The organism is Blautia glucerasea, assembly GCF_020537505.1.
Lineage (GTDB): Bacteria > Bacillota > Clostridia > Lachnospirales > Lachnospiraceae > Blautia_A.
Genome location: NZ_JAJBMO010000006.1, coordinates 194,035 through 206,076, shown reverse-complemented (window position 1 = coordinate 206,076; position 12,042 = coordinate 194,035). Strand labels below are relative to the sequence as shown.

14 protein-coding genes, 8 tRNA genes and 1 pseudogene are annotated in these 12,042 nt (G+C 42.4%); 20 read left to right on the top strand and 3 right to left on the bottom strand.

Annotated features, from left to right (window positions below; all coding sequences use genetic code 11):
* The first annotated feature begins 199 nt into the window (after window positions 1-199).
* From LIQ05_RS07655 to LIQ05_RS07610, 10 genes and pseudogenes are all read left to right on the top strand, one after another.
* A tRNA-Asn gene (locus tag LIQ05_RS07655) sits at window positions 200-272 on the top strand.
* Window positions 273-290: 18 nt separating this feature from the next.
* Window positions 291-362 (top strand) — tRNA-Glu (locus tag LIQ05_RS07650).
* Window positions 363-440: 78 nt separating this feature from the next.
* Window positions 441-513, top strand: a tRNA-Thr gene (locus LIQ05_RS07645).
* A 4-nt stretch (window positions 514-517) separates the two neighbouring features.
* A tRNA-Ile gene (locus tag LIQ05_RS07640) sits at window positions 518-591 on the top strand.
* A gap of 19 nt (window positions 592-610) precedes the next feature.
* Window positions 611-684 (top strand) — tRNA-Asp (locus tag LIQ05_RS07635).
* A 34-nt stretch (window positions 685-718) separates the two neighbouring features.
* Window positions 719-791, top strand: a tRNA-Val gene (locus LIQ05_RS07630).
* 3 nt (window positions 792-794) lie between these two features.
* A tRNA-Leu gene (locus LIQ05_RS07625) sits at window positions 795-880 on the top strand.
* Between the two features lie 287 nt (window positions 881-1,167).
* Window positions 1,168-1,425 (top strand): annotated as a pseudogene (locus LIQ05_RS07620) (nucleotidyltransferase family protein); the annotation flags it as partial.
* Window positions 1,418-1,615, top strand: a complete 198-nt coding sequence (locus tag LIQ05_RS07615; protein ID WP_226819745.1) for a hypothetical protein — start codon at window positions 1,418-1,420, stop codon at window positions 1,613-1,615. The pseudogene LIQ05_RS07620 and the gene LIQ05_RS07615, both read left to right, overlap by 8 nt.
* 73 nt (window positions 1,616-1,688) lie before the next feature.
* Window positions 1,689-2,315 (top strand): lactate utilization protein, encoded by a 627-nt coding sequence (locus LIQ05_RS07610; protein WP_226819744.1) that lies wholly within the window; start codon window positions 1,689-1,691, stop codon window positions 2,313-2,315.
* A gap of 283 nt (window positions 2,316-2,598) precedes the next feature.
* On the opposite strand, the gene LIQ05_RS07605 is transcribed toward LIQ05_RS07610, so the two are convergent.
* On the bottom strand, window positions 2,599-3,051 hold the full coding sequence (locus LIQ05_RS07605; protein WP_226819743.1) for a DUF5684 domain-containing protein: 453 nt from the start codon (window positions 3,049-3,051) through the stop codon (window positions 2,599-2,601).
* A gap of 187 nt (window positions 3,052-3,238) precedes the next feature.
* Window positions 3,239-3,298 carry a DUF6783 domain-containing protein gene (locus LIQ05_RS20590; protein ID WP_416385985.1) on the bottom strand — a complete coding sequence of 20 codons (60 nt, stop codon included), beginning with the start codon at window positions 3,296-3,298 and terminating at the stop codon, window positions 3,239-3,241.
* A gap of 347 nt (window positions 3,299-3,645) precedes the next feature.
* Between LIQ05_RS20590 and LIQ05_RS07600 the strand changes: the two genes are divergently transcribed.
* A complete protein-coding gene (locus LIQ05_RS07600; RefSeq protein WP_226819742.1) occupies window positions 3,646-3,936 on the top strand; it encodes a hypothetical protein in 291 nt (96 codons plus the stop codon).
* Here the strand turns inward: LIQ05_RS07600 and LIQ05_RS07595 are convergent, their stop codons facing one another.
* On the bottom strand, window positions 3,937-4,503 hold the full coding sequence (locus LIQ05_RS07595; protein WP_226819741.1) for a hypothetical protein: 567 nt from the start codon (window positions 4,501-4,503) through the stop codon (window positions 3,937-3,939).
* Between the two features lie 340 nt (window positions 4,504-4,843).
* On the opposite strand from LIQ05_RS07595, the gene LIQ05_RS07590 reads away from it, so the two are divergent.
* From LIQ05_RS07590 to LIQ05_RS07550, 9 genes are all read left to right on the top strand, one after another.
* Window positions 4,844-5,575: a histidine phosphatase family protein gene (locus tag LIQ05_RS07590; RefSeq protein ID WP_226819740.1), complete on the top strand. Its 732-nt coding sequence runs from the start codon at window positions 4,844-4,846 to the stop codon at window positions 5,573-5,575.
* A 587-nt stretch (window positions 5,576-6,162) separates the two neighbouring features.
* Window positions 6,163-7,893 (top strand): ABC-ATPase domain-containing protein, encoded by a 1,731-nt coding sequence (locus tag LIQ05_RS07585; RefSeq protein ID WP_226819739.1) that lies wholly within the window; start codon window positions 6,163-6,165, stop codon window positions 7,891-7,893.
* Between the two features lie 222 nt (window positions 7,894-8,115).
* The gene (locus tag LIQ05_RS07580; protein WP_226819738.1) at window positions 8,116-9,507 is read left to right on the top strand and encodes an aminopeptidase; all 1,392 of its coding nucleotides are present in this window, start codon (window positions 8,116-8,118) and stop codon (window positions 9,505-9,507) included.
* A gap of 205 nt (window positions 9,508-9,712) precedes the next feature.
* A complete protein-coding gene (locus LIQ05_RS07575; RefSeq protein WP_226819737.1) occupies window positions 9,713-10,159 on the top strand; it encodes a hypothetical protein in 447 nt (148 codons plus the stop codon).
* 184 nt (window positions 10,160-10,343) lie between these two features.
* Window positions 10,344-10,417: transfer RNA gene (locus LIQ05_RS07570), tRNA-Arg, on the top strand.
* A gap of 126 nt (window positions 10,418-10,543) precedes the next feature.
* The gene (locus LIQ05_RS07565; protein WP_226819736.1) at window positions 10,544-10,786 is read left to right on the top strand and encodes a type II toxin-antitoxin system Phd/YefM family antitoxin; all 243 of its coding nucleotides are present in this window, start codon (window positions 10,544-10,546) and stop codon (window positions 10,784-10,786) included.
* Window positions 10,770-11,177, top strand: a complete 408-nt coding sequence (locus tag LIQ05_RS07560; RefSeq protein ID WP_226819735.1) for a type II toxin-antitoxin system VapC family toxin — start codon at window positions 10,770-10,772, stop codon at window positions 11,175-11,177. The genes LIQ05_RS07565 and LIQ05_RS07560 overlap by 17 nt, the downstream gene beginning before the upstream one ends.
* 42 nt (window positions 11,178-11,219) lie before the next feature.
* Entirely contained in the window at window positions 11,220-11,477 is a 258-nt protein-coding gene (locus LIQ05_RS07555) for a hypothetical protein (RefSeq protein WP_226819734.1), read from the top strand.
* Window positions 11,478-11,708: 231 nt separating this feature from the next.
* The gene (locus tag LIQ05_RS07550; protein WP_226819733.1) at window positions 11,709-12,014 is read left to right on the top strand and encodes a hypothetical protein; all 306 of its coding nucleotides are present in this window, start codon (window positions 11,709-11,711) and stop codon (window positions 12,012-12,014) included.
* The last annotated feature ends 28 nt before the right edge of the window (window positions 12,015-12,042 follow it).

The window sequence follows — 12,042 nt, the reverse complement described above, 5'->3', positions numbered from 1 at the left end:
TGGAAGTGTGGTAACACACGGAGCTGACTGTTACTAATAGGGTGAGGGCTTGACCTAAGCACAAAGCGCGCAGGTCGTTCCATTGAACGAAGTGAGATGGAACTTCCGATTTATTCGCAAGGTTGATTAAAAAGATTCTTGACAAATTTCCGACAAGGATATATCATGTATGTAGTTTTGAAGGTGCAAACCTTTATATTCCTCCTTAGCTCAGTCGGTAGAGCATTCGGCTGTTAACCGAAGTGTCGTTGGTTCGAGTCCAACAGGGGGAGTTTTTTATGGAAACATTCGGCTCCATGGTCAAGCGGTTAAGACACCGCCCTTTCACGGCGGTAACAGGGGTTCAAATCCCCTTGGAGTCATTGAAAAATTAAATAAAATGGCAATTTGGTGTGGCTTTACTCTGACATTTGGTGTATAATACAACTTACAAGTATTGTGCCGATGTGGCTCAATTGGCAGAGCAGCTGATTTGTAATCAGCAGGTTATCGGTTCGAGTCCGATCATCGGCTTTTTGGACCTTTAGCTCAGTTGGTTAGAGCAACCGGCTCATAACCGGTCGGTCCTGGGTTCGAGTCCCCGAAGGTCCATTTCATTTAATATTTTCCTGGCCCGGTGGCTCAGTTGGTTGGAGCGCCGCCCTGTCACGGCGGAGGTCGAGAGTTCGAGTCTCTTCCGGGTCGCTGTTGATGAAAATCAACACCAATTAAATATTGTGGGATCTTAGCTCAGCTGGGAGAGCATCTGCCTTACAAGCAGAGGGTCATAGGTTCGAGCCCTATAGGTCCCATATGCCGCAGTGGCGGAACTGGCAGACGCCCGGGACTTAAAATCCCGTGGGTAGTGATACCCGTACCGGTTCGATTCCGGTCTGCGGCATGACCTGAAACCCTTGATTTTCAAGGGTTTTTTTGATGTCTGGATATATTTATACCCTTCTGGATCACTTCGTATTTATTCCATTTTCTCCAAACAGATTTCGACAGTAGATAGATTGAGTAAAAATAAATAAAAATGAAGGCTTGATTTGTGAAGCCAGTTGCAATATTATTAAAATACAACAATGGATGTAAAATAATCTGACAGGAGGCAGCAAGATGACTAGACAGGAAGTATTAATGGTTTTTGCACAGGGGACTAAAAGAATTTAAAAAAATAATTTATCCAAGCTTATTATCTATGGTTCTTATGCCCGTGGAGATTATAAGGAAAATTCGGATATTGACGTTATGATATTAACACCTCTTTCAAAAGAAGAAATAGAGCAGATTGAAAACAGCATTTTTGATCTGGCATTTGATCTGGAATTGGAGTCAGGGATTGTAATTAATCCAGTTCTGGAAAATGAAGCACATTACAGATACCGGCTGGGAGCATTGCCGTTTTATAATAATATAGAGAAAGAGGGAATTGTAATTGGATGAGAGTCAAAAAAGATTTATGGTGATGGGTACAGAGGTATTGGAGAAAAAGGCTCAGTTACTTCGATTACGTACAAGTGTGTTACAAGTAGAACGAGAAAGAATAGCTGGTGAACAAACTATAAGTGTAGCTGAAGCACGTAGAAAATCAAGAGAAAGAGTTAAGCTTGATTATAAAGACTTGAATTGCTAAGACTTGAATTGCTAAGAAATGATATTTTGTTTATAATTGTTGTATAACAAATTAACGCTAGGAGGAACGCTAAATGGATATTAATATGCAAAAAAGAAATGAAGTATTAGCCCAAACCGTAATCAAAGGTCTGGAATCTCGAAATATGTCTGGCTACTACGCTGCAGACAAGGAAGCGGCTGTTAAGCAGGCTTTGGAGTTAATCCCGGAGGGGAGCAGTATTGCTATGGGTGGATGCGCAAGTGCGCATGAAATCGGGCTGATTAAGGTGTTGGAGGACGGGAATTATAACTATATTAACCGTGACAAATTGTCACCAAGAGAAGGGCTTTTAGCAGCGTATGATGCGGACATATTTCTTTCCAGTGCCAATGCCATTACCAGCGATGGTGTTATGGTAAACATTGATGGAAATTCTAACCGGGTTTCCTGTATTGCACAGGGACCGAGGAAAGTAGTTTTCATCGTGGGAATGAATAAGGTCTGTTCGGATTTGGATGCGGCTATGAAGCGGGCAAGGAACGTGGCGGCTCCGGCAAATGCGCAGAGATTTGAGGTGAAGACACCTTGCAAAACCACAGGAAAATGTTTTGACTGCAAATCACCGGATACGATATGCTGCCAGTTTCTGATCACAAGATATTCTCGTCATAAAAATAGAATACATGTAATTCTTGTGAATGATACTCTTGGATTTTAAACGAGGGGATTAATTGGAAACTGAAAGAGATTTACATAACATAAAAAGAACCTTATAAAAGTGCATATTACATGTTGAGTAACAACAGTATTAGAATTTGTGTATTGCATGAAAAAAGACCAGAGCCAGTCAGCAATAAAGCTACTAGCCCTGGTCTTCCATTATTTTTGGCAAGAAAAAGATCATTCTTGTATGTGACCTTGGTGATTGCCGTGATGATGAGTAAAATTCGTAGGGCGCGGTTGACTGCGTCTATAGGGCGCAGCCTGAAAGAACAAAATTTTTATTTATCCGCCCCATAATACCTGTCGCTGCCAAATCCCAGGATCAGCATAAAGATCGGTTGTAAGAAAATCAGACCGATGGCGAATCCGATTCCGTGGCCGAAGGCCCGGGCCAGTTTTACGCTGTACATAATTCCGATGATTCCTGTGATGATCCGGATCAGGGAAACAATCATAAGGAGGAGCGTGCTGTCTCCGGCTGGATTGGCGTAATTCTGAATCCAGGAAGATATTATGCCAAGGACGAACATCAGCCAGAAATATCCGGTCTGCCAGGCAATTTTATAGGAAATGTAATCTCCATATACTGGAATGATACTTTTCCATCCGGCTTCACCTGCTTTTGTGAAAATTCTCCAGCTAGCAACAATCTGAAGAATCCACCATGTGAAAGCAAATATTACATAGATTCCGCCTAAAAACATCATGCTACTGATTACTAGAAATCCCATACTTTAAATCTCCTTCCCATTTGTATACTAGAAATAAATACAATTGTGTCAGAGCACTGGTAACTTTCTCCCAGTAGGTGCTCTCATGAGGTAATTAAAGCATATTCTTATATACCTGTCAATGAACTGTTGAGAAACAAATAAACCACCTGCCGTGTGTGGGGGGGGGGAAATTATGGAGAGGTAACTATTCCGGGTAAAATCTCCCACAAATTGTGTTGCACATCTTGCAGAAAGCCTTTTTCAAACACGCTCTAGTGTTATGAGGCGGGCCTGGAACTGGGGACAAAGAAGACCATTTTCCATTCTGAATCCAGCCGCTTTTGTCGAATTATAGAGGAAAGTGTCGGACGATTTTTGTTGCAAAATCCTGGTATAAAACGTAGAATAATGACGGAAAGTGTGAAAAAATAAGAAAATTTTGTTACTGCTTACAGAGATGATTTCCTGTAATTTCGTGAACGGTAATGGAACTTATTTTCACTTGAACTGTAACTCCAAAACAGATGGAAGCTACCGTAAAGAACTGGCAGCTTCGGGAAAACGTTACCAATGAACTATGAATTATGAATACATATCAGGAGGAAAACGATAATGGAAATGACAACAAGAATGATCATGCTTCAGAACATTGAGAAAATGGTGATGGAGCAGCAGAGAGTGGACGAAAATGACTCTTACATCAAACAGGACAATGAGGACCTGAAATACCTGGAAGCCAGGTACGATCAGCTTCAGCTGCCTCATACTGTGAAGCGGGTGATCGACGATTATATTGCATGCCTGCAGACCAGAGATGAGCGCTATTCCGATCTGGCTTATGCAGCAGGGATCAAGGATACCATAGATCTTTTGCAGGGAATGGGAATGCTGGCCGCTATGTGATCAGACCAGCATTTTATCCAGGCATTCCACAATCAGGCGGACATTTTTCAATGCGCCTAAGGTGTCGCCTTTTTGTTCCAGAGAATGATTGCAGCCTTCGAAGATCCCACCTGTTTTGTCGGGGAAATTTCTTGCAGCGGCGCGGATCTTGGATTCTGGCATGTAGGGATCTGCGGTTCCGGAGAAGAAAAGTCCGTTGATATCGGAGAGATAGCGCAAGGTGGAAGGAATTGGAGTCATGAGAAATTGATGGACTTTTCCCTTCAGCTGCAGGGCTGCTTCAAGCTGGCAGGCGATAGTGGTGCCAATGCTTTTAGAGATAAAAATAATATCATCGTATTCCGAGAAAGGGACGTTCTCCAGTTGGGGGAGCGTTCTTTTTATTGCCAGTTTTATGATGGACTCCAGCTCTGCTGGGGAGCGGCCGTAGAAGGTATGGATGTCCTGACCGTAGTCAAGGCGGATGATCTCATAATTGTGTTCGGCGGCCATGGCTGCTGTGTAATAGAGAAGGGGCTTGGTGCAGGTGTAACCGACACCTGGGAAAATGACGGCAAGTTTTTTCATAGTGGGTACCTCGTTTAAATCGTAAATTAAGTTTTATTGAGGGATAAAATGCAATCTGAAGGTGGTGTTGATTCAGTTTTGTTATTGTATTTATTTACATATAAAGTATGATCCGGTCAATGTCTGTTTGAATTCATATAAGATATGAGCGTCAAAAGCTCCTTTGATATAGCATTATTATATACTTGTTTCACAAAAAATGTAAAGAAATGATGGTAAGAAATATGGTGAATTATCTGTGAAGATATGCTAGAATCAGTTTGGTAAAATGAATTTAACATTACTGAATGTCGTCTGTTGGATGATAAGTCAGTGTAGAAAAATAACGAGGAGTGACATTATGAAATTATTGATTGTGCGCCATGGCGACCCGGATTATGATATAGATTCCCTTACGGAAAAAGGCTGGAAAGAGGTGGAGTATCTTTCCCAGAAGCTTTCTAAATTAGAGGTAAAAGCATTCTATGTATCTCCTCTTGGAAGAGCGAAGGACACTGCTGCACCGACGTTGAAAAAGATGGGCAGAATAGCCACAGAGTGTGAATGGCTGAAGGAATTTCCTTGTCAGATCTGGCGGCCGGATGTGACAGATAAGAAGATCATTGCGTGGGACTGGCTACCTCAGGACTGGATGGCAGACGAGAGATTTTTCCAGTATGACCACTGGTTTGAAAATGAGGCCATGCAGGAGGGGCATGTGAAAGAAGAATATGACCGGGTGATCGGGGAGTTCGACAAGCTTCTGGCAAAGCATGGATATGAGCGCGAAGGGCACTATTATAAAGTGAATGAGGAGAATAACGATACGATCGTTTTCTTCTGTCATTTCGGACTGGAATGCGTACTTCTGAGCCATCTGCTGAATATCTCTCCTATGGTACTGTGGCATGGCTGCGTGGCAGCGCCTTCTTCTGTGACAACCCTGACAACAGAAGAACGCCGCCAGGGGATCGCTGCACTCCGTATGAACTCCTTCGGGGATATTTCACATCTTTACGCAAATAACGAACCGCCGGCTTTTGCAGCGAGATTTTGTGAAGCATATGGAAATAAAGATCAGAGACATGACTGATCTTGTGCATTGAGAAAGGTGTTGCTGTGGAGGTCGTGAACAGTAACCTTTGAAGTATTAACGGATGGTAAGATCTATGATCTGATTTTCAGAAGATAAAAAAGACTATGTTCTGAGAAAAGGACATAATGGGAAGATCAGAGACAGAATTTCGAATTCAGTTACGAATTAGTTATTTTCATTTTAGAAATTTTATAAAATTATTAGAATTTGGACAAATGCTTTTCACAATTATGCGATATGATATATACATCTTAAGAGAACGACCTCTTAAGAAAAACTCTTTCCTTTCCCTAAAAATGTATAAATAAACCACCGTCTGTTGGCAAGAACGCTGACTGGGCGGTGGTTTTACGTTGTGGGAAAATGCGCAGAGGGTGAACTTAAGCATGAGGAAAATCCTGGCTGGACAAGTCAGGAAATATTGTCTATAGTAAATAGGAAACATATATGAGAAAGCTCAGGAAATAACTTGTGTTTCCTGTATGTTTGAATGCCGTATTGGTATTACTACTAAATGCGGTGAAGAATTAAATAGTGATATCGCTCATTAGCGATGTTCATTTTTATAGATAAAGGAGGCACTTATGCAGTCATCAAATCAGTTACAGGACATGCTCCGCTCCATCAACCGGAAGAGCTATCCTGCTTATAAATCCCTGAAAGGGGCATATCAGTTTCCGAAATATGTGTTATCCATCGATCACGTACAGGGCGATCCTTTTGCATCACCGTCCCATATCAGCGTGAAAATTTCCCACAAAACAGCAGGCTTTCCAACTGCATATTATAAGGATCATCTCACCCGGACCACCCTGGCAGACTATCTTACCCGTCAGTTTGAACAGCAGGTGAACCGCTATACCTTCCGGGCAAAAGGTTCTGGAAAAAGCGGTCTGATCTCTGTGACCAGATGCGGTCAGGAGGTGCTGGAGCGGACGGCCTGTGAGATCACAGAACAGGGGATCATTGCAAGGTTTTTCATAGGATTTCCAGCAAATGGACGTACCATAAATGCAGGGGAGCTGGAGAAAATTTTCTTTGAGTTTCTGCCGGTTTGTGTGGAAAAAGCATTTGTATATAGAAACTTAAGTGGAAAAGATCTGGAAAATACCATTTTTCTGGCGGAAGACCAGATGTATATCCGGGAAGAACTAAAGAAGCGTTCTCTGGTTGCTTTTGTAAATGATGGGGCGGTCCTGCCAAGAGAAAGCGGGATTTCGTCCAGGCCTATGAGAGATTGTATAGCATTTTCATCACCGGAAAGTCTGCAGATCACTATGGAACTTCCACATAAGGGCAGGATCACCGGAATGGGAATTCCCAAGGGCATTACCTTGATCGTAGGCGGTGGTTATCATGGAAAATCCACCCTTCTGAATGCACTGGAACTGGGCGTTTATAATCATATCCAGGGGGATGGAAGGGAATATGTGATTACCGGTTCCACAGCCCAGAAGCTGCGCTCTGAGGACGGAAGATTTGTAAAAGATGTGGATATTTCCCTTTTTATCAATGACCTTCCAAATAAGAAAAATACCACTTGTTTTTCCACGGAGGACGCTAGCGGAAGCACTTCACAGGCAGCTGGGATCGTGGAGGGAATAGAGGCACAGAGCCAGATTTTTCTGTTGGATGAGGACACTTCTGCTACGAACTTTATGGTCCGCGATGCCTTTATGCAGCGTGTGATCAGCCGGGAAAAAGAGCCTATTACACCATTTCTGGAGCGTGCCAGGGATCTGTACGAGAAGGCTGGAATTTCTACCATTCTGGTTGCCGGAAGTTCTGGAGCTTTTTTCCATATTGCAGATACGGTGATCCAGATGGACAATTATATGCCGGTAGATATCACGGAAAAAGCCCGGGAGCTTTGTAAAGATTATCCATTAAATGAGAACACTGCAGCTGAATTTAAAGTGCCAAAGAGTCATCGTATTATGTCAAAAAGTGCGCCTGTCAAAGGTTCGAAAAAGGATTATTACGGTCATTTTAAGGCACAGGAGAAACCAGAAAGACTGAAGGTAAAGGTACATGGCAGAGACGGTTTTTCTATTGGAAAACAGGATGTGGATCTGCGTTATATTGAGCAGCTGATCGACAGTGAGCAGACACAGACTTTAGGCGTATTGCTGAAATATGCGGTGGAAAAGCTGATCGACGGGAAAAGGACGCTGCCGGAAATCGTGGAGCTTCTTTGCAGCAAATTGGAAAAAGAAGGGCTGTCTTTTCTGGCAGAAGGCTATATTTCCTGCGGTTATGCAGTACCAAGACGGCAGGAAATATATGCCTGTTTTAATCGGTACAGGAGACCTTAAACATGATCTGGCTATGTCCCAAAAGTTAGTGTAAAGTATTGGAAAGAGTGAAAAAAACGATGAGAAAGTTTGTTCGTTAAAGGTGTAAAAGATTTGTACAGGAAACCGTATTTGTTGGTAGCTTTTTACCTGGTTATACGTTATAATGAAACTCGGATGTGGAAAACGCCGGGAGTATTTTTCCCAGGTAAAATGAAAACAGGAGAAAGGTGGAGATAGATTATGGAACGTCCAAACGCGTGGCTCACCTATTCAGACGCTGATATGCAGGATCTGGAAAGTGTAGCGAAGAAATATCGTCATTTCTTAAATGTAGGAAAGACAGAACGTGAATGTATCACACAGATTGTAAAAGAAGCTGAGGAAGCTGGCTATGTTTCCCTGGAAGAAAAGGTGAAAAAGGGCGAAGCTCTGAAAGCAGGAGATAAAGTTTACCAGGTTGGCATGAAGAAGATCATTGCCCTGTATCACATTGGAGAGGATGATCTGGCCGAGGGTATGAATATCCTTTGTGCACATATCGATTCCCCAAGACTGGATATTAAACAGAACCCGTTATATGAGGATACCGATCTGGCTTATCTTGATACCCATTACTATGGCGGTGTTAAGAAATATCAGTGGGTTGCCCTTCCGATGGCAATGCACGGTGTGATCGTGAAGAAAGACGGCACAGTTGTAAACGTAACCATCGGAGAGGACGAGGACGATCCGGTTGTTTACATCACAGACCTTTTGATCCATCTTGCAGGACAGCAGATGGCGAAGAAGGCTTCTGAGGCTGTTGAGGGCGAGAAACTTGACATCCTGATCGGAAGCCAGCCGCTGAAGGACCTTCCGGATGACAAGAAGAAAGAGGCTGTTAAGGAGAACGTGCTTCGTATTCTGAATGAGAAATACGGTGTGGAAGAGGAAGATTTCCTCTCAGCAGAGCTTGAGATCGTTCCAGCTGGTAAAGCCCGTGATTGTGGACTTGACCGCAGTATGATCGCTGGTTACGGACAGGACGACAGAGTGTGCGCATATACTTCCCTTCTGGCCCTTCTTGAGATGGAAGCACCGAAGCGTACAAGCTGCTGTCTCCTTGTGGATAAGGAAGAAATCGGAAGTGTTGGAGCAACTGGTATGCAGTCTCGTTTCTTTGAGAACAGTGTAGCAGAGGTTCTGGATGCCTTGGGACAGTATTCTGATCTCAGACTGAGAAAGGCTCTGAAGAATTCCAGCATGCTTTCCTCAGACGTAAGCGCCGGCTATGATCCTGCATTTGCAGAAGCTTTTGAGAAAAAGAACTCTGCTTATCTTGGAAGAGGTATCGTTCTCAACAAGTTCACAGGTGCCCGTGGAAAATCCGGCTCCAACGATGCCAATGCAGAGTATGTGGCAAGAGTCCGCAGGATTTTTGATGACCATAAGGTTTGCTTCCAGACCGCTGAGCTTGGTAAGGTTGATGTTGGAGGCGGTGGAACCATCGCTTTTATCGCAGCTCTTTATGGTATGGAAGTAATTGACAGCGGTGTTTCTGTTCTCAGTATGCATGCACCGTGGGAGGTTACCAGCAAGGCGGATGTTTACGAGGCGAAGAAGGCTTATAAGGCGTTTCTTCTGGATGCGTAAACAGGTGCTTCGTGGTACGGGTAAAACAGTTTCTTGAACTACAGATAATTTGAAATTAGCGGACAGACGTTTTATGTCTGTCCGTGATTTTTCTTAGGAATATATTGAATCTCATATTTATTGTTGAAGCTTTATAAGGGTTTAGCAAGGTGTATTTCGAGAATTATTGAGCGGTTATGTATTTTTTTATGAGGAGTAATAGATTATGTTGAAAAAACAGGCACCGGGAGAGACCATCCTGAAGGTGGGAGGAATGCTCCTGCTTTTTCTTGGGGTTCTGCTGGCATTTGGAAGTGGAAACACTCTTTCCCTGGTTATGAAGGGCAGCAGTGACAGTGCAGTTGTTGAATATCTAAATCAGAACGGTATGACTTACAGCCAGCTGGTGGCAAGCAATGTAATGGTTCTGGCAGCAGGAGTGATCTACCTGGCAGCTGGCGTGGTTGGTGTGAAACAGGCAGGTAAGGTGGAGAATGCAGGCCTTTGTGTGGGAATGGGAGGCCTTCTTATTGCAGAGGTTGTGGCAGAAGTGATCGTTACTATGATCTTCGGAGATTTCGATCCGGCTTCCGTGATCCGTATGCTGATGTTCCCGGCTATTTATATGATTGGTGCAGTGCTGAACTGGCAGGCGAAGAAAGCCAGGAGATAGGGAGGCACAGTCCTGCTGGAAGAAGTTAGAGAGTTCTGATAGAGTCTTTAAAATAGTACCAATCGTGCAAAAAATACCTACAAAAAAATATTTTAAAAAAATTTCAAAAAGGTGTTGACAAAACCACAGGTATCGTGTAGAATATCCATTGTTGTGAGGGACAAATACTTCACAAGTAATAAATGTGTGTTTAGCTCAGCTGGATAGAGCGTTTGGCTACGGACCAAAAGGCCGGGGGTTCGAATCCTCTAACACACGTAACTAAGAAGCGGAATCATTGAGAAATCAGTGGTTCCGTTTTTGTTATCTATATTTCGCTGATAGCTTGAATTATTAGCTAATATTTTATATAATTGAATTAGCTAAAATAAAGGAGACGATTTTATGGCAACTGTAACAGCAACTGCAACAGAAATGCAAAATAATTTCGGGAGATATCTGAACCTTGTGATGTCTGGACAGGAAATCATTGTAACCAAGAATGGCAAAGAAGTAGGAAGGTTTATTCCAAAAGATGCTGTGGTGTCCTATTTAACAGATTCCCTTACAGGAATCCTGAAGGAGGACTATAACCTGGATGAGGTAAAATCTGAAAGCATGAGGGAAAAATATGGTTTTACTGATTGATACCAATATTGTTCTGGATGTTTTATTGAACCGTCCGGAATTCGTGAAGGATTCGGCTCTGATCAGGAAACTTTGTGAAACAGAGCAGGCAAAGGGATATATTTCTACGCTGACTTATGCCAATATGATGTATATCATGAGAAAGCAGCTGACACCAGATCAGATTGAAGATGTATTTCGCAAATTGAATTTGATATTTGAGTTTGCAGATTTCGGTCCCACTGTTTTGGAGAGAGCTGTAAATATGAAATGGAAGGATTTCGAGGATGTTGTTCAAAGTGCAACAGCAGAATGGGTTCATGCAGATTATATTATCACACGAAATCTTAAAGATTTTACCAAAAGCAAAGTCATAGCATTTACACCAGCTGAATTTTTGGCAAGAATCTGAAATGCGATATTCTGGAAGCGATAGCGGAATGGGAGATGAAAAATGTTTACAGTATTTAATTCAGAAAGCTTATGGCTTGGTACAGACTTGAAAAGATTTAATGAGATTCGGGATATTCTAGATAGACAGAATATCAGGTATAAGTACAAAGTAAAAGACCAGCTGGGAGAATGGACAGGCAGCGGAACACTTCGGGGACGTGTGGGAAGTGCAGGAAGCCCAGCGGAGCAGGCCAAGCAGTATGAAATCCTTGTGGATAAGAAAAATCTGGAGCAGGCACGTTTTGTGCTTCAGAAATAATATTATACTTTTTTATAAGACACCAAAACCTTAGAGAATGTTCAAAAAGGATTTGGTGTCTTTTTTATGTAGCAAAAATAGAAATAAATTTTACATAATTTTCAGGGTATGCAACGGACGCAAAAATTTTACGTGATATATAGTGAAAAAGGAATGAAGTAACTACAAAAGAGAAAACTGGAAAATATTGTTTACAGCTTATAGCTGAAAAAATTATGGAAATGAGGTAGGATGAATATGATGAAACGAAAACTGTTATTGATTGGAGTATCAGTAAGCATGCTGATTGGTGCTGTTTCAGTAGCTGCCAGTTCTGGAGTTGAATTGCATGAATTTTTCAATGCAAAGGGAGAACGGGTAATGTATCCATATCCATTGGGTACATTTAAGGAAAATCCCGATTTGAGTATTGAGGGACCGCAGGATCAAGTATCAATAGGGCAGATTATTGAAACTGAAGACGGTAAAGAACGAGTAATTGCCGTAGATGGACAAGGCAGCTATGTGACAGAGGTATTGGATCAGGAAGGAAAATAAAAAATTCTCTTTTTGCGACCAATTGTAA